This window comes from Paenirhizobium selenitireducens ATCC BAA-1503, assembly GCF_900492185.1.
GTDB classification, from domain to species: Bacteria; Pseudomonadota; Alphaproteobacteria; order Rhizobiales; family Rhizobiaceae; genus Allorhizobium; species Allorhizobium selenitireducens_A.
The window spans coordinates 1-16,684 of the sequence record NZ_UEYP01000018.1; the positions used below are offsets into that span (position 1 = coordinate 1).

At 59.9% G+C, this 16,684-nt stretch carries 17 protein-coding genes and 1 pseudogene; 13 read left to right on the top strand and 5 right to left on the bottom strand.

Features of this window, described 5'->3' with window-relative positions; all coding sequences use genetic code 11:
- The first annotated feature begins 57 nt into the window (after positions 1-57).
- Genes RHIZ70P_RS20065 through RHIZ70P_RS20085 form a run of 5 tightly spaced genes read left to right on the top strand, consistent with a single transcriptional unit; the run spans position 58 to position 6,562 of the window.
- Positions 58-1,587, top strand: a complete 1,530-nt coding sequence (locus RHIZ70P_RS20065) for a cbb3-type cytochrome c oxidase subunit I (RefSeq protein WP_115672243.1) — start codon at positions 58-60, stop codon at positions 1,585-1,587.
- On the top strand, positions 1,584-2,207 hold the full coding sequence (locus RHIZ70P_RS20070) for a cbb3-type cytochrome c oxidase subunit II (protein ID WP_115672244.1): 624 nt from the start codon (positions 1,584-1,586) through the stop codon (positions 2,205-2,207). Before RHIZ70P_RS20065 ends, RHIZ70P_RS20070 begins: the two co-directional genes overlap by 4 nt.
- Positions 2,204-3,448, top strand: coding sequence for a c-type cytochrome (locus RHIZ70P_RS20075; protein WP_115672245.1), 1,245 nt, complete (start codon positions 2,204-2,206; stop codon positions 3,446-3,448). The genes RHIZ70P_RS20070 and RHIZ70P_RS20075 overlap by 4 nt, the downstream gene beginning before the upstream one ends.
- A complete protein-coding gene (locus tag RHIZ70P_RS23315; protein WP_181904080.1) occupies positions 3,435-4,481 on the top strand; it encodes a c-type cytochrome in 1,047 nt (348 codons plus the stop codon). Before RHIZ70P_RS20075 ends, RHIZ70P_RS23315 begins: the two co-directional genes overlap by 14 nt.
- Positions 4,482-4,483: 2 nt before the next feature.
- Positions 4,484-6,562 carry a heavy metal translocating P-type ATPase gene (locus RHIZ70P_RS20085; RefSeq protein ID WP_115672247.1) on the top strand — a complete coding sequence of 693 codons (2,079 nt, stop codon included), beginning with the start codon at positions 4,484-4,486 and terminating at the stop codon, positions 6,560-6,562.
- 17 nt (positions 6,563-6,579) lie between these two features.
- Here the strand turns inward: RHIZ70P_RS20085 and RHIZ70P_RS20090 are convergent, their stop codons facing one another.
- Positions 6,580-7,941: an ATP-binding protein gene (locus RHIZ70P_RS20090; RefSeq protein WP_235842289.1), complete on the bottom strand. Its 1,362-nt coding sequence runs from the start codon at positions 7,939-7,941 to the stop codon at positions 6,580-6,582.
- Entirely contained in the window at positions 7,938-8,597 is a 660-nt protein-coding gene (locus RHIZ70P_RS20095; RefSeq protein WP_115672249.1) for a response regulator transcription factor, read from the bottom strand. The genes RHIZ70P_RS20090 and RHIZ70P_RS20095 overlap by 4 nt, the downstream gene beginning before the upstream one ends.
- Before the next feature lie 110 nt (positions 8,598-8,707).
- On the opposite strand from RHIZ70P_RS20095, the gene dsbD reads away from it, so the two are divergent.
- The 5 genes from dsbD to RHIZ70P_RS20120 are packed head-to-tail and all read left to right on the top strand — an operon-like array spanning position 8,708 to position 13,136.
- Positions 8,708-10,540, top strand: a complete 1,833-nt coding sequence (gene dsbD / locus RHIZ70P_RS20100; RefSeq protein WP_115672250.1) for a protein-disulfide reductase DsbD — start codon at positions 8,708-8,710, stop codon at positions 10,538-10,540.
- A complete protein-coding gene (locus tag RHIZ70P_RS20105; RefSeq protein WP_115672251.1) occupies positions 10,537-11,358 on the top strand; it encodes a TlpA disulfide reductase family protein in 822 nt (273 codons plus the stop codon). The genes dsbD and RHIZ70P_RS20105 overlap by 4 nt, the downstream gene beginning before the upstream one ends.
- Positions 11,358-12,065, top strand: coding sequence for a L,D-transpeptidase (locus tag RHIZ70P_RS20110; protein WP_235842290.1), 708 nt, complete (start codon positions 11,358-11,360; stop codon positions 12,063-12,065). Before RHIZ70P_RS20105 ends, RHIZ70P_RS20110 begins: the two co-directional genes overlap by 1 nt.
- Positions 12,065-12,676: a DsbA family protein gene (locus tag RHIZ70P_RS20115; protein ID WP_115672253.1), complete on the top strand. Its 612-nt coding sequence runs from the start codon at positions 12,065-12,067 to the stop codon at positions 12,674-12,676. Before RHIZ70P_RS20110 ends, RHIZ70P_RS20115 begins: the two co-directional genes overlap by 1 nt.
- A 4-nt stretch (positions 12,677-12,680) precedes the next feature.
- Complete coding sequence (locus tag RHIZ70P_RS20120; protein ID WP_115672254.1) at positions 12,681-13,136, top strand: thioredoxin family protein; 456 nt, start codon at positions 12,681-12,683, stop codon at positions 13,134-13,136.
- Positions 13,137-13,331: 195 nt separating this feature from the next.
- Here the strand turns inward: RHIZ70P_RS20120 and RHIZ70P_RS23320 are convergent.
- A pseudogene (locus RHIZ70P_RS23320) lies at positions 13,332-13,615 on the bottom strand (cytochrome d ubiquinol oxidase subunit II); the annotation flags it as partial.
- Between the two features lie 3 nt (positions 13,616-13,618).
- Here RHIZ70P_RS23320 and RHIZ70P_RS20130 point away from each other — a divergent pair.
- Positions 13,619-13,849 carry a sensor histidine kinase gene (locus RHIZ70P_RS20130; RefSeq protein WP_235842296.1) on the top strand — a complete coding sequence of 77 codons (231 nt, stop codon included), beginning with the start codon at positions 13,619-13,621 and terminating at the stop codon, positions 13,847-13,849.
- Between the two features lie 56 nt (positions 13,850-13,905).
- Here RHIZ70P_RS20130 and RHIZ70P_RS20135 read toward each other — a convergent pair whose 3' ends face one another.
- Entirely contained in the window at positions 13,906-14,112 is a 207-nt protein-coding gene (locus RHIZ70P_RS20135; RefSeq protein WP_147294031.1) for a hypothetical protein, read from the bottom strand.
- A gap of 327 nt (positions 14,113-14,439) precedes the next feature.
- Between RHIZ70P_RS20135 and RHIZ70P_RS20140 the strand changes: the two genes are divergently transcribed.
- The gene (locus RHIZ70P_RS20140) at positions 14,440-14,781 is read left to right on the top strand and encodes an ArsR/SmtB family transcription factor (RefSeq protein WP_115672257.1); all 342 of its coding nucleotides are present in this window, start codon (positions 14,440-14,442) and stop codon (positions 14,779-14,781) included.
- A 180-nt stretch (positions 14,782-14,961) separates the two neighbouring features.
- Entirely contained in the window at positions 14,962-15,417 is a 456-nt protein-coding gene (locus RHIZ70P_RS20145; protein WP_115672258.1) for a response regulator, read from the top strand.
- Between the two features lie 189 nt (positions 15,418-15,606).
- Here the strand turns inward: RHIZ70P_RS20145 and RHIZ70P_RS20155 are convergent, their stop codons facing one another.
- Positions 15,607-16,683 carry an ABC transporter ATP-binding protein gene (locus tag RHIZ70P_RS20155; RefSeq protein WP_115672260.1) on the bottom strand — a complete coding sequence of 359 codons (1,077 nt, stop codon included), beginning with the start codon at positions 16,681-16,683 and terminating at the stop codon, positions 15,607-15,609.
- Position 16,684: the final 1 nt, after the last annotated feature.

The following is a 16,684-nucleotide window of genomic DNA, read 5'->3' on the forward strand; positions in this document are numbered from 1 at the left end:
CTCAGTAACGCCATGTCGATCACTCCAGAGCCCCCGCTGAAACCTCGCGAGGGATGATTGAAACATGGGTCAAATCTCAGTGATAATTTCCCGCAATCCCGGGTCAGTTCTCAGTGCAAAACAACAGCAGCAACGATTTTCGCCCCTGGCGAAGTTGGCCATCTGGACAACAACGGTGCAGGTCAGGACGATGGTTGGAAGGCTCATCATTTCGACGTTGCGCGTCTCGGGATCGACCAATCCTCCGCGCGACCGGTAGTCCTCCTGTTTAGCGCCGCGACACTCTGGCTACTGATCGGGTCGAGCTTCGGGCTCATTGCATCCCTAAAGCTGCACTGGCCGGATTGGCTTGATCACGCCGCAGCGCTTACGTTCGGCCGTGTCCGTACAGTCCATCTCAACCTCGTGATTTACGGTTGGCTCTCGCAAGCGGGCATCGCCTGCGTGCTCTGGATCATACCCCGCATCTTTCGTACCAAGCTTCGCTACTCATCGCTCGCCCTCTATGGCGGCATTCTCTGGAATATCGCCATTGTCCTGGGCGCAACGGCATTGGCCTATGGCCAGACGGATGGCGAGGAGTGGCTCGAGATTCCTTGGCAGATCGATATGGTCCTGGCCGTCGCGGGCGCTCTTTTCATCGTGCCCGTCATCGCTACCGCAAGAGCACGCCAAGTTCACCACATCTACGTATCCGGCTGGTATTTCCTGGCAGCGGTGCTGTGGTTTCCGGTCCTCTTCGTGATCGCCAATATTCCTGGTCTCCATTCCGGTGCGGAAGAGGCGACAGTCAACTGGTGGTTTGCCCACAATGTCCTTGGGCTCTGGCTCACGCCGCTTGGCGTCGGGTCAGCGTACTACTTCATTCCAAAGATCATTGGTAAACCGATCTATAGCTACGCAGTTTCTTTGCTCGGTTTCTGGGGACTTGCACTCTTCTACAGTCAGGTTGGTATCCATCACCTGATCGGTGGGCCGGTTCCGACGTGGGTGGTCACCCTCTCAGTCGTTCACTCCGTCATGATGTTCATTCCCGTGATTGCAGTCGCGATCAATCAACATGTCACCGTTGCCCAAAATCTATGGGCATTGAAGGCTTCTTTGCCGCTCCGCTTCATCTCTTTCGGTGCATTGATGTACACCTTCGCGTCGTTCCAAGGCTCCATTGAGGCATTACGGTCGGTAAATACGGTAACCCATTTCACGCAATATACCGTCGGTCATGCTCATCTGGGGGCCTATGCTTTCGTCTCCCTGATATTCTTCGGGGCCGCCTACCACTTGCTTCCTCGTGCGACAGGAAGAGGTTTTGGCTCGCCGGTGATGATTAGCTTGCACTTCTGGCTCGTCGTCGTCGGGTTTGCGATATACTTTTTCGCCCTTTCCATCGGTGGTGTCCTTCAGGGCTTGGCGATGCTGGATGCTACGAGACCCTTTGCTGACAGCGTCACTGTGGTCCTGCCCTATCTCCAGGCACGCAGCATTGGTGGTGCGCTAATGACGCTCGGACACTTCGTATTCGCATACAATTTGTTGCGAATGTTCACCAGCGAGAGTCTCGCCCCCTCAAGGGTACCTGCCGAATGAACAGATATCTGCCACTTGCCATCCTATCGCTGGCCATCCTCGCATTCGCGACGCTCCTCCTCGTGATCGCTCCCGGAATGGAGATTGCTGCTCAACCGGTTCCGGCTGACCTGCATCCGTACTCGGAACAGGAGCTGCGGGGCCGCGAAATCTACGTGTCACTCGGATGTGTTTACTGTCATAGCCAGCAACCCCGTTCGCCTGACCAGGCACCAGACGGCGAACGGGGCTGGGGCAGAGCCGCGGTTGCGGGCGACTACGCCTATGACGCGCCGCACCAGCTCGGAACGATGCGCACTGGACCGGATCTACAGAATGTCGGAGCGAGGTTGCCATCCGAGGCTTGGCATCTCAGGCATCTGTATCAGCCGAGATCAATCTTCGCTTGGTCAATCATGCCGTCCTATCCGTTCCTGTTCGAGGTCAAGGATAGCCCTTCAAAGGGTGACAAGATTGTCGATCTACCCGTTGAATATGCCCCGGGTTCTGGAGTCGTTGTCGCAAAGGCGGATGCGATTAGCCTCGTCGCCTATCTGAAATCTCTAGACCGGACCTATCCGGCACCCACAGACTCTCTCCGAGATGACGGCTACAGCACAGTAGAGGCCGAAACAAAATGAGATCGCGTCACCCGCTCAAACCATCACCGCCTTCGGAGGACTTCGAACCCTACGAAGAACATCGCGGGATTCCGATGCCAGTCCTTTGGATTGCCATCGCTTTGGCGATATGGGGGGCGCTCGCTCTGTACCAAAGCAGTCGTTCCAATATCCTCGCTCAGGAGGAACGCGAGGAGACGCTGGCAGAGGAAGGAAAGGGGTTGGTTGAACCGGGAGCCCGTCTTTTCGAAGCTAACTGCGCCACCTGTCACCAATCCGATGGCCAGGGGGTGAAGGGCGCAGTGCCGCCTTTGGCCGGATCTGAATTTGTAGCGACCGGTGCCAGAACCGTGGCTGCAATCATGCTGCGAGGGATAGACGGTCCGCTTCGCGTGAGAAACGCCGAGTACGACGCTCATATGCCGAGCTTCGCAAGTGCGCTCAGTGACGCTGAAGTCGCAGCCGTCGCCTCGTTCGTGGCAAATCGCTGGGGTCCAGACAAGCAGGGCGTCGAGAAAACCGCAGTCGCGAGCTTTCGTTCGCAAGCGATGGACGAACGAAGTTTTGCCGGTGGCCAGGATATTTCGCGGGTTGTGCCGGGGCTACCGGCACAACCGCCATATTCCGCAACACGATCCGTACCTTCCATTGACCCGACTGTTGCTCAGTTGATGTTTGAGGAAGGAGGGAATGTGTGGGCATGCGCGACCTGTCATGGGTACCTAGCGCAAGGCAAGGAAAGCACTCCGCGGCTTGCCGGATTGCCGGCACAGTACATCGAAAAGCAACTGCACGATTTTCAAACCGGGAATCGTGCAGATGAGACGATGAAGCTCGTTGCCGAAAGTTTAACGGACGCGGATATCGAGCGGATCTCGGAATATATGTCGGGATTGCGTGTGGCGTCGACCGCCCGACCGAGCCTTGGAGGCGAACTCAAGCGAGGCGAGACGCTTGCGCTTAAAGGCGACTGGTCGCTGGGGGTGCCCGCGTGTTTTACCTGTCATGGCGCTGCTGGTTTTGGCGTGGCGCCCGGATTTCCAAGCCTTGCCGCACAGCAGGCGCCCTACACCGCAACGCAGCTTGCAGCATGGGCTGGCGGGCGCCGCGAGAACTCGCCGCTCGGGCTGATGGAGCAGATTTCGAAGGCGCTGAGCGCGGCGGATCGCCGCGCGGTCTCTGACTATCTGGCAACGCTGGCACCGGTACCAGCTATCGAATTCAATGTATCAAGGCAGGAGACTTCGAATGCAGAGCGATGATCGATCTGGGCCGACACATGCAGCGCGCGGCGGCATGGCCCGCAAGATCATTATAGCCGCCGGCGGAGGAATCGCGCTTGCTGCCTTGGGCACGGTCACTTACGAGTTGGGCCTGCTTCCGGCCTGGCTGGTGGGCGAGCGGGTGATCGAAACGGCGGCAGAGGACGGGAAGAACGAAAACTTTCGGCCGCCCAGCGACGATGACATACCGAATGACGAATTCGGGGCGGCAGTCAGGCGAGGGCGCGAGATCTTCACCAATACCGGGACCGCGGCCGCCGCCCATGTCGGCAACGGGCTTTCCTGCTCCAACTGCCACCTCAATGCCGGGCGTCAGCCGCTTTCCGCTCCGATGTGGGCTGCCTGGGTGACTTATCCGAAGTACCGCTCGAAAAACAAGCAGATCAACACGATGGAAGACCGTGTGATGGGTTGCTTCAACTACTCGATGAACGCGCCAGCCTCGACCAGTGGCAAGGCACCTCCCCATGGCGACGACATCTACCGCGATCTCGAGAGCTATTTCTACTGGTTGGCAACGGGCGCCCCGACAAACACAAAGGTCGAGGGCGTGGGGTTCGGATCCGTCAAGAAGCCTGCTGGTGGTTACGATCTGGTGAGAGGAGGGCAGGTTTTTGCTGAAAACTGTGCCGTCTGCCATGGGCCGGATGGGCAGGGTCAAAAGGACATAAACGGCCGCTACACGTTCCCGCCGCTCTGGGGTGGCGACAGCTATAACTGGGGAGCGGGGATGGCACGGATCGATACCGCCGCGGCCTTCATAAAACATAACATGCCATTGTCGCAGCCGGGCAAGCTTTCTGATCAGGATGCCTGGGATGTTGCGGCGTTTCTCGATTCACATGAGCGACCGAAGGATCCGCGGCAAAAAGGCAGCGTTGAGGACAACCGCAAGGCAAATCATGATGGAGATGAAACGCTTTACGGGCAGATCATCGACGGAAAGCTGATCGGCGTTGGCGTCGGGGTTGCGCAGGTGCCGGATCTTACACCGCCGGCGGCAGGACAATAAGCATGCGTCGCCTGTTTGCGATCGAAGGGCTGGCTTGCCCTTCGTGCGCGCGAGGGATGGAGAGACGACTTGCCCGCATGCCGGGGATCAGTTTGGCAAAGGTGCACTACCTGACCTCATCCGTTCTGCTCGATTGGAATGAAGCCCAGCTCGATCTACAGGCGATCGGCAGGACTGTCCGAGATTCTGGCTACCGACTCATCGAGCGGCATAGCCCGGTCCAACTTGAGGAGGAATTGGGCCGGCAGGTGCAATCCTTGTCGGTAAGGCTGGCGATAGCAATTTTCTTCGGCATGTGGGTGATGGGATTAGCGCTTGTCCAGTATTCGGTCGCGCTCCCGGCTCGGACTGCTTGGCTGTTCGCAGTTGTTTCTGCCCTCTTTTCTTTTCCGGTCTTGCTGTTCTCGGCCCTCCCGATGTTTGGCATGGCGGCCAAATCACTTCGGCTGAGGGACCCGTCTACCGATCTCCTCTTTGCAACGGCGACACTTGGTGCGGTCGCCCTCTCTGCAGTCGCGTTGTGGCGGCACGAAAGCGCCGTGTGGTTCGATGCCGCAACCATGTTGGTCACCGCGCTGCTTTTGGCGCGCCTCCTAGATGCGGTGACACGTCGCGCCGCTATGAGAGCGCTGATCGCTATGGAAGAGGCGACCCCGGAGACGGTGACCTTATTCGAAAGCGGAGTGACACGGCGTGTACTTGCGAAGGATGTCACTAAAGGCATGCTTGTCCAAATCGATGCAGGTGAGGCTGTGTCTGTCGACGGAACCGTCATCTCCGGGACCAGCCTCGCCGACCGCAGCATCCTGACGGGAGAGACAAGGCCAATTGCCGTAGGGCCGGGCAATCGGATCGAAGCCGGATGCATCAATCTGATGGAGCGGATCCTCGTAACGGTCGACTGCCCCTATGGGGACCGGGAGGTCGATCGCTTGGGAGGGGCGATTGCTTCCGAGATCGCAGCCGGAGGCGCCGAGCAAGAACCTGCGGAACGCTGGGCTGCGGTCCTGCTTTATGTGATCCCAATCGTGGCTATGGCGTCGGGTCTGGTTGTTTTCCTGAGGCAGCAAGATCTGGGACTTGCGCTGTTGACAGCGCTCACGCTGTTGGCCGGTCTTTGTCCATGTGCCCTAGCGATCGCTGTCCCACTCGTCCGCCTGAGGCTATCTGTCATCGGCGCAGCCCAGGGTTTTCGGATCCGCGAACCGAGGGCTTTCGAGGCCTTACCGTCTGCACCCATCATCGTACTGGACAAGACCGGCACCGTGACGAGCCCCGAACTTCGTGTCGTTGCGGTAGAGCCTGCCGAAGGGATCGAAGCACAAGAGGTTCTGATGGCCGCCGCGAAGGCCGAAACCGGAATCCGCCATCCGATTGCAATGGCAATTGTCGGCTTGACCGGAGAAGTCGGCTCAGGTGGACGCCGTGGCACGCGTTCCGCTGAATATAGGGCCCTGGACGGAGAGATTATCCAAGTGACGACCGCAAGCGAGCGCAGTGATGGGCGGACAGCGGTTAGTGTGTATCGCGACGGTTCTGTGATCGGCACGATCGTAATGGAAGATGATCTTCTTCCGCAGGCGCCACGGATCGTTCGTCAGCTTCAAGACATGCATCTGGAGGTTCATCTCGCCTCTGGCGATGCGCACGGGCCGACCGCGAGAATTGGCGCGGCGTTGGCGTTGCCCGCCCAGCGCGTCAAAGCGCAGTTGTCTCCACGTGACAAAGCGAGGCTCGTGCAGCACTTGGGTGTCCCGACTGTGGTGGTCGGCGACGGTGTCAATGACGCGCTGGCCTTTGCCGTCAGTGCTTGCGGAATATCCGTGGCAGGCGCCCATGCCGCCGCGCGACAGACAGCGGATGTCGCCATAGAACAAGGCGGTATCGAACGTCTTCCTGCGTTGATCCATCTATCTCGGGTCGCCTCAAGGATCACCACGCAGAACCTGTTGTTGTCTGTGGGCTATAATGCTTTCCTGATACCCGCCGCGATTTCCGGCTCGATCGGACCAGGTACCGCGGCCTTCGCAATGGCCGCGAGCTCCGCGTCCGTCTGCGCCAACGCTTTGCGGCTGCGTTGACTCGCCGCCTGCCGATGTCACGACGGCGGAATTTCTACCCGAACACAAAAACCGTCTTTTCGCAGGAACGACAGACGGCCGCCAAGTTTGGAAATAGCCATTTCGACGATTGACAAGCCCAGACCGCTTCCAAGCGTGTTTGCGCTGGTGCCACGCTGGAAGCGTGCCATGACCCGGAGCTGGTCCTTCTCGTCGATGCCCGACCCCTGGTCGGCGATGTCAATTCTTGCGATCCCGTCGCCGAACGAAGCGGCGATCCTGACAAGGGAGCCGGGCGGGGCGTATTGGAAGGCGTTCTCCAGGATGTTGCGCAGAGCCAGCCGCAGGAGGGCCTTGCTGGCAACCTGGATCGCTGTATCTGGGGCGATCTCCGCGTTGACCGTGATCTCTCTTGCCGTTCGCAGCGCCGCCATCTCGCCAACCAGATCCTCCACCATGGCGCTCATGTCGAGCATCTCTAGCACCAAACGGCCTTCGGCGGAATCGACCACCGCCAGATCGATCAACTGCCGGACCAGGCGACTGGTCCGATCGACGCTGGTCGAGATCTGTAACAGGGCACGATCGCGCACATCGTCGCTGTCGCTGCGCAGCGCGACCTGCGCCTGCGTCTTCAGGCCGGCAAGCGGCGTCTTCAATTCATGCGCGGCGTAGGCGATGAATGTCTTTTCCCGATCGCGGGCCTCCCGCACCCGTTGAAACAGCGCATTGAGCGATTGAAGCAGGGGACGCACCTCGCGCGGTGCGCCGCTGTCGTTAAGCGCGTGCAACTCCTCTGCTGACCGACTGGAGAGGGCTTCGGCGATCGCACTGAGGGGGGAGAGGCCACGCCCGACGCTGAGCCAGATCAGGCCCGCCAGGATGGGCAGGATTGCCAGGGCGGGTACCAACTGTCCCTTGATTACGTCGCCGACCAGTCCATCCCGGATCTCGATGCTGTCACCGACCAGTACCCGGACACCGAGTTCCGGATTGATTACGGCGTAGACGCGCCAGCGCTCTCCATTTACGATCTGTTCGGCAAAGCCCACGTCGTGTTGCGACAGGGAGGCGGTCGGGGCACTCTCGGAGCGGCTGACGAGATCGCCCTGAAGCGACCAGATCTGGCAGGAGAGCTGGCGATTGTAGTCCCCGGCGGTCGTGTCGAAGTTAGCCGCAAGATCGCTGGCTCTGGCGGCATCGACCGCAGCCGCCACATCGATATGGTGGTCGGTAATCAGCGAACTCACCATTCGCGCCGCTTCCGTGAGCCGCGCATCCAGGACGCGTTCGACCTCGTGCTGCGTGCTGAGATAGGTCCACAGCACGGCAAGCAACCAGACGGCGCCGGTCGCGGCAAGCAAAATGGCAAAAAGTCTGAGCCGGATCGAGCGCATCATGGCTGCCCCATGCGGTAGCCGACGCCGCGCACCGTTACAATGAGGGAGGCGCCGAGCTTTGCGCGCAGCTTGTGGATATGCACCTCAATCGTGTTGCTTTCAATTTCCTCTTGCCAGCCATAGAGGCGCTCTTCGAGCGCCTGCTTCGAGTGAAGGGCCGTCGGATTTTCCAACAGCGTGAGGAGGATGGCGAATTCGCGTCTGGACAGGCTGATGGTGGTGCCACTCCGAGTGACAGTCATGCTGGCGGGATCGAGCGATATGCCACCCCATGTCAATTCAGACTTTGCCCGACCCTCCGCCCTTCGGCCGATGGCGCGCAGCCGGGCGGCTAGTTCGTCGAGATCGAAGGGCTTGCCAAGATAATCGTCGGCGCCGGCGTCCAGTCCGTCGATCCGATCCGTCACCTGATCCTTGGACGTCAGAAGAAGAACAGGGCTTCGATCACCGGAGCGCCGGATCGATCGCAATAGATCGAGCCCAGATCCGTCGGGCAGCATCCGGTCGAGCACGATCGCGTCGAAGCAATCGCTGGCAAGCGCCGCTGAGGCATCCGAAAGGGTAGCCACGGTATCGATGGCAAATCCCGCCAGTCCGAGGCCGACCTTCAGCCCGTCCAGCAAGACCGCATCATCCTCTATCACTAGAATTCGCATCACAGCTCCGTGAGAGATTGTTCTTCGTTGCCTTCGACCAGCAAGCTTAAGGCTGCCTTAAGGTGGGTGCGGAATTGAACAGCCGTCCGAAATAATGAAGGAAACAACGAATGCGGTTTTTGAGGCGCCTGGCGATCTTTCTATCCTGTCTGTTTTTTGCCGGCCTCGCTATGGCTCAGGATGTACCGCTCCAGATGGATGAAGCCTTCCGACCCTCTTTATCAAGGCTCTCTCCAAACGAGATTGCGATAAATTGGCAGATCGAGCCCGGCTATTACCTCTACAGGAAATATCTGGCTGCAAAAAGCGGTGACGGCAGTCCAATTACCCTGGAGACGCCTCCTGGCACGCTCAAGGAAGACCCGGGTTTCGGCTCGACGGAGGTCTATTACGACACTGCCGTGGCAACACTGTCCGGCGAGGCAAAGACAATCGAGCTTACCTATCAGGGTTGTCAGGATGGTGGGCTCTGCTATCCGCCGGTCACGAAAACCATTGACACGTCCCTGCTGCAGATCAGCGGCTCCGACCCCCTCACTTCGCTTTCAGGGTCTTCGTCGGGAGACGCCATTTCGCCGAGCCCGTGGACCACACCTTCGGGCGGATCAGCCGGATTTTCGCTGGCGCAGGAAGCCACGACAACGGGCGTGGACACCCTGCTGTCGCGCGGTGGCCTGTCATTGCTACTGCTCGGCTTCGTCGGATTTGGCATGCTGCTCGCCTTCACCCCGTGCGTCTTTCCGATGTATCCAATCGTGGCTGCCATGCTGTCGCGGGAAGGCGAGGCTCTGTCTCCTAAACGCGGACTGGTCCTTTCCAGCATCTATGTCGGCGCGCTGGCACTCGCCTTCGGCCTGTTCGGCGTGGTGGCGGCATGGTCCGGCCAGAATTTGCAGTTCGCCCTGCAATCCTCCGCCGCGACGATCGTGATCGCCGTCCTCTTTCTCGGGCTCGCCCTCTCCAACTTCGGTCTCTTCGAGATCCAGTTGCCTGCCGCCCTCAGCAACCGCTTGTCGGCGGGCGGCCGCCGGGGCGGCTCGCTGGGCGGTGCCGCGACATTAGGGTTCACATCGGCATTCCTTATCGGTCCGTGCGTGACGGCGCCACTGGCCGGGGCGCTTCTCTACATAGCGCGCACCGGCGACATGGTCGTCGGTGCCGCCGCCCTCTTCGCGCTCGGCATCGGCAAGGGCATTCCCCTGATCGCCATGGCGACGATTGGCGGCAAGGCGCTTCCGCGCGCCGGCGTCTGGATGGCGAGCATTCGATCGGGATTCGGCTTCGGCTTCATCGCGACTGCGGTCTGGATGGTCAGTCCGCTGCTGCCGGAGGGCATCGTCCTTCTGGCATGGGCGTGCCTGGCGGTCACATTTGGCATTTTCCTGGCGCAACTCCGCAATGAGAGGACGGCGGCTGGAGCCATGATCGTTTCGCGATCGGCGGCAGTCCTCTCGATCGCCTGGGGGGCGCTGCTTCTGGTCGGTGTCGGGCTTGGCGCGAACGATCCGTTGGCGCCACTCGAACCGCTGCGTGCCGCCTCCGGTATCGGTAGCGGCAACATGACGGAAATAAGCAAATCCGATTTCCGGCATGTTGCCTCTACCGACGAGCTGAGGTCGGCATTTGCCGAGGCCCAAGACAAACCGAGCCTCGTCTATGTCACCGCCGACTGGTGCGTCACCTGCCGCGGGATCGAGCGATCGGTATTGCCGGAAAATAGCGTCTCCGCAGCGTTGGCAGGCGTTCGCCTGTTGACGATCGACATGACGTCGACAACCCTTGCGATGCAGCAGCTCTTGTCCTCGCTTAATGCGGTCGGACCACCGACGATGATCTTCTTCGACCGGAACGCGCAGGAAGTGGCGGGGACGCGGTTGGTGGGCGAGGTGACCGTTGACAATCTTGCGGCCTCCGCTCTGATAGCGAAAAGCTCGCAACCATGAATGCGGTGACCTTGGGACCGCTCGCCTTTGCGACCGACAGGCTGGCAGCGATACTGGGAATCATGGTGTTCGTCAGCGTCGGCTCCTGGCTCGCGCGCCGCCATGACGGGCGGCTGGGGCTATGGACAACGGCCGCGGTGGTGGTGGGATTGATCGCTGCGCGGGCGTTCCACGTCCTGGTCCACATCGACAGCTTCATGGATGAACCATGGCGGGTCTTCTACGTGTGGCAAGGCGGCTTTTCCTGGATCGGCGGGGCGATCGGCGTTGCCCTCACTCTGGTGTTTTTGGCGCGAGAGGCATTGCGAGCTCTGCCACTGGCTGCGGTCAGCCTGGCATCCGGCGCTTTTGTCTGGTTCATGCTGACGACCCTCTGGCAGGCGGCCGAAGGGCCGCCCCCGCCGCGCTTCGCCCTTGCCAATCTTGACGGCACGCAATTGGTCGCGCTCGATGAGCGAAACGGGCGTCCGGCCGTCGTCAATCTCTGGGCGACCTGGTGTCCTCCGTGCCGCCGGGAGATGCCGCTTCTTGCGGAAACCGCACTGGCTCGCCAGGACGTGGACTTCATCTTCGCCAACCAGGGTGAAGGGCCGGTGAAGATCCGGACCTATCTGGAGGGCGAGAGCCTAGAGATCGAAAATGTCCTCCTCGATCCGATGCGCTCCCTCGCCAGGCACTATGGTGCGCCCGGACTGCCGGCCACTCTTTTCCTCAGACCCGACGGAACCGTCGCGACAACACACTTCGGAGAGATCTCGCGCGACGCATTGAACGCCGCCATCGCCCGGACGCTTCCGACAGAGAAGGACGATGATTGATGAAATACCCCACTCGCAACATGGAGATCGGCATCTTGCGGAAGATATGCCTGGTCGGTGGCCTCACAATCACGCTGGCCGCATGCGCGCAGACTACGGATGTCGCCACGCGGCCATCTGCGCCGGCGGTCGATCCCACGCTTCAGGCCATGTACGGCACGGTGCAGGATGGAGACGAGACCATCCCGGCGGTCGATGTTTCCAAGATGGATCCGCGCAATGTCCGCCAGCTCGTCAACTATCGTACGTCCTATCCGCCCGGAACGATCGTCGTCGATCCTTATGCCCGCTTTCTCTACCTGGTCATGGAGGGTGACAAGGCGATGCGCTATGGCGTCGGCGTCGCCAAGGCGGGTCTCGAATTCCAGGGCGAAGGTGACATCAAGCGCAAGGCGCGTTGGCCAGGCTGGGTGCCGACGCCCAGTATGATCGAACGGGAACCTGATCGCTATGGGCCTCTGGCGCAAGGCATGGAAGGCGGCATCGACAACCCGCTCGGCGCCCGCGCGCTCTATCTCTACAAGGACGGCAAGGATACTCTCTATCGCGTTCACGGAACCAATGAGGCGTGGTCGATCGGCAAGTCGGTGTCGTCTGGCTGCATTCGCCTGCTCAATCAGGACATCATCGACCTTCACAGCCGCGTTCCGGAGGGATCGAAGATGGTTGTCCTCACTGCCGAAGAATCCGGAAAAGGAGAATTCTGATGCTGACACGCCGTACCGTACTGACCTCAAGCCTCGCCCTTGGCACATTCGCCCTACTGGGAAACCGTGTCGCGCTCGGGCAGCAACTGACGCAAGAAGAAGTATTCAACGACAAGGATGCGCCGGTCCTAGGGAACCCGAAGGGTGACGTGACGGTCGTCGAATTCTTCGACTACCAGTGCCCCTATTGCAAGTCGTCGCATCCGACCGTCAAGAAAGTGATTGAGAAGGACGGAAACGTCAAACTGCTGATGAAGGACTGGCCGATCTTCGGGGACGCGTCCATCTTTGCGGCGCAGGCCGTTCTGGGTGCGGCGCAGATCGGGAAATACGAGGTGACGTTCGAGGCACTCATGAAGACGAAGGGCAAACTGACGCACGAGGACGTCGAAAGCACGCTGATCGGTGCGGGTCTTTCGATGACCGAACTCGCAAGCGCCGTTAACAAGCACACCGCCAAGATATCGGGCCTGCTCGACCGTAACTACGCCCAGGCGACGGCCTTCAATTTCGCGGGCACCCCGGCCTTCGTGATCGGTTCGAGCCTCTATCCCGGCGTGCTTGACGAGAAGCGGCTGATTGACGCCATCGCGAAGGCGCGACAGAGCTAAGCTGATGCGCGACGTTTCCATGAAATCCCGGCGAGCGTTTCTCGTCGGGAGCCTGGCCGTTATGCTCGTTCCAGCAGGTGAGGCGGACGCCGCCTCGACCGTGGTCGGCCCGATCCGATCGCTGCGCGACTACATCAACGCTCTGACCTTTGCACGGATGCGCAACCGTCATGCCCTTGTTGATGTCGCCGCTGACTGGTGCGCGTTCTGCAAGACCATCGACGGGAAGATCCTCGTTCATCCACGTGTCCAATCCCGGATGGCAGGTTTCGCCCTGCTCAGGATTGACGTCACCGGCTGGACGGCCGAGAACATTGAACTGCTCAGGCACCTGAACGTAGGCGGCCCACCGACGGTGTTCATAGCTAATACCGAGAGCGGCGCGGAAGTGCAGGGGACACGCTCGCTCGGTGCCTTCGACGTGGATAACCTTGTTGCTCGGTTGGAGAGTGTGCGCTGATCTTTCGCCCAACTAGATCCAGGCGCGCGACGCGGGGGCGTGTGACCAAGGCGGCTTTCGAACAACGAACGAATGGACCCGCTGAGGGGCAGATTCTGTCTTAAGACGCACGAACGGCGAGACCTATGATGGTCACGGTGCCGACGCCTGCGGACCACAATCCAATGAACCACGCTATTTTGCGGATAGTGGTCATTAGTGGTACCCTTCTTCGGGATCGATCTTCCTGCGGAAGACCCAGTTAGGCGTACGCGGTGTTGGCGAGGATCATCGGCACGAGCACAACTGCGCCGACGAGCAGGAACGTCAGCGAGCTTTCCGGTGCCGCGGCCTTATTGACCGTAAGGACGCCGGGGACATGTAGAGATAGAAGCTGATCCCGAGGCCTAGGAAGCTCAGCAGGAAGAGACCGAGAGCGCAGCAAGGAAGTGCTGCAGGTGCCTGTCGTGGGTGAGCCCATGCCAAAGCGCAAAAGCGCAGGAATGAGATTTGAAAGCGATGGTGTCGCGGTGAAAATCGACGACAGCGGGCCTGGAATACCGGAAGACGAACTAACCAAGGTTTGCGAAAGGTTTTACCGCGGTCGGAACAAGACCGCCATGGGAAGCAGTCTGGGACTCGCGATTGCCGACCTCGCGTCAAAGCGGCTCGGTGGGAGCCTGTCCTTAAAACAACCGCCCAGGAGAGGGTTAAGCGCCAACCTACGTCTTTAACTGTGCTCCGCTATCGACACCGCCCAGCCACCCGCTCCGCCGTGACGGGAAAGCTATCATTCAGCCCGCTCGTCGAGCAAGCTTTGAGGATCGGCTTGCTCAAGAAAAGTAGGGCCGCCAAACGCCACGAGGCGATCGAGATGCGCCATCAATGCTTCTTTCTGACAGCGGGCGCGCAGGGCAGTTTCAGAGAAGCCAGCGTCGTCTACCCGGGGCTGCTGCACTTCGATCAGCGCCGCACCCGCCCTGATCATCCGCCTCACGGGCGGCCCGGCCGCCTATGCGTCTTGATCCCCCATGCCGTGAGAGCAACCGCTGCAGCAGATCCGTCAGTTGACCGCGGGAGCATTCGCGAAATCTTCTTCGACAAAAACCGACGCGATGAAGCTGCGTCTGGCCGAGAAGGTGGTTCAGAGGCGCGACTTCACGGCAATTATCGAGACGGTAAACGTGGTAGCCGCCTGGTGCGAACGCTAGCCGGGTACGCCTATAACACTCTGAATTCCTCCCTGTTTGATCTGCAGCAAGGACTCCCCACTGCATTTCAAGCGAACAAGATACAGTGATCGGTTGGTCGGGAGGTTGAAAAAATGTTACTCATTAACGTACGCAACGCCAGCAGCACTTTTAGAATGCTATCTCACGAGAGTCGCCTGATGATCCTTTGTCTTCTCACAGATGGGGAAAAGTGCGTATCCGAACTGGAATGCTTGCTAAACAGACCGCAAGCTGCTGTCTCCCAGCAGCTTGCTCGTCTGCGTTGGGCTCGGCTGGTAAATACCCGGCGTGACGGTCAAATCGTATTTTACTCTTTGACGGAAGACGCCACGTCTGTGCTGGAAACGCTCTATCCGCTGTTTCGCGCCTCGGACCAATCGTCCTTGGCATACTCGCGCCTCTCGGTGGCCGAACGGAGTCTCACTCCGCCTTGATCTGAATCATTCCGCGATCGCTCCAGCCTCAATATAGTTGATACTATATTCGGAGCAGGATGATGGATACGGACATCGAACGACAACTGATAGAGGAGCGCCGCGGCTTTTTAAAAGCCATGTTGACTTTGGGATCCGGTGCTGCTCTCGCACCACTCCAAACAGCCGAAGCAGCGATTAATGAACAGCCGCCTGTATTTTCCCCGACTGGCGTTCACGGAAATTCCTGCTGAGACTTTCTCGAACGGGGTGTTGGATGGTGGCAGTGAGTGCGTTCTGGTCGTCGAGGATGATCCTATAGTCCGTGAATTCGCCGCCGCAACACTCATTTCTCTCGGCTACTCCGTAACATGTGCGGCCGACGCAACGGAAGCGTTGCAGATACTGAAAACGGATGGTCCGTTCGATTTGGTTTTCTCGGATGTGGTGATGCCCGGCCCAATTGACGGCCGCGCTATGGCAAGCAAAATCGTGGTGCAGTATCCGAACCTCCCCGTCGTCTTGACGACTGGTTATGCAGATATCGAATGCATCGGCGCCGCGTCGCGATTCCAGCCACTTTCAAAGCCCTATACGCGACGTCAGCTTGCGGAAGCTTTGCGGCGGGCGATTGACACTTCGCGTGACGATCAATGAGAGATTGTCAGAGTTGCTCTGGGACCAAACCTTGGACCGCCGGAAACTGGAGTTTTCCGGCTCTGATCACGATGGCGGGCTGGTGGCGCCACCGGGATTATGCAGGGCGATCGGGACGTTGTATCCTCACTCGGCACTCAAAGGCCGAACTCCATTCTCCGAAGTGAACAACCTCCTGAGAACTCACAGCTAGCTCACCAGCCAATTGTCCTTGTAGAAGCGCACCTTGTCGCGCTCGAAAACAAGATAGGTTGGGGCGCCGATGGCCGGAACGCGATCGGGCGTGCGGAGTTTCACTATGGTGCTGTTGCCGAGGTCGGCGCTGACGATCGCAAAGCAGCCCATGTCCTGCACATCCGTTATCGTCGCGGGCAGTGTCCCCGCCTCCGGACCGTCGGCCAGCGTGACGAATTCCGGGCGAATGCCGACCACGACCTGACTGAGGGAACGGCCTTCGGCAGAACGCAGCGTTCCGACATCGCGTCCGAAGACCGACACCGTGCCCCTGTCGACGGCGCCCTCGAGGAAGTTCATCGCCGGCGAACCGATGAAGTAGCCGACGTGACGGTGCACCGGTTCCTCGAACAGTGCCTGGGGGCTCCCCATTTGGACGACGCGGCCGTGGTCCATAACCACGACCTGTTCGGCCAGCGTCATCGCCTCGTTCTGGTCATGGGTGACATAAACGAGCGTGTGCCCGTGCCGGGCGCTGATGTCGCGCAGCTTGCGCCTGAGGCTGAACTTCAGCTGCGGATCGATCACCGTCAGCGGCTCGTCCATCAGGATGACGGCCACGTCGTCTCGCACCAGCCCACGACCGAGCGAAATCAGCTGTTTGAGATCGGGCGTGAGTTTCCGCGCCGACTTCTGCAACAGACCGTCGAGATTCAGCAGGCCCGCCACCTCGTTGACCCGCCGGTCAATGTCCGCCTTCGGCTTGTTGCGGCAGCGCAGCGGAAAAGCGAGGTTTTCGAACACGGTTTTCGACGGATAGACCACCGGAAACTGGAAGACCTGGGCTATGTTGCGCTTCACCGCGCCAACCGAAGTCATGTCGACGCCGTTGATCAGCACCCTACCTTCGCTCGGCGTCAGCAGCCCGGAGACGATGTTCAGCATCGTGCTCTTGCCGCAGCCGGACGGACCGAGCAGGGCATAGGTGCCGCCGTCCTCCCAGGTGAGATCCAGCGGATGGAGCGCGTAGTTCGGCGTGCCGTCGACGGTGTTGTAGGCATGAGCGAGGCCCCTGAGTTCGATCTTTGCCATG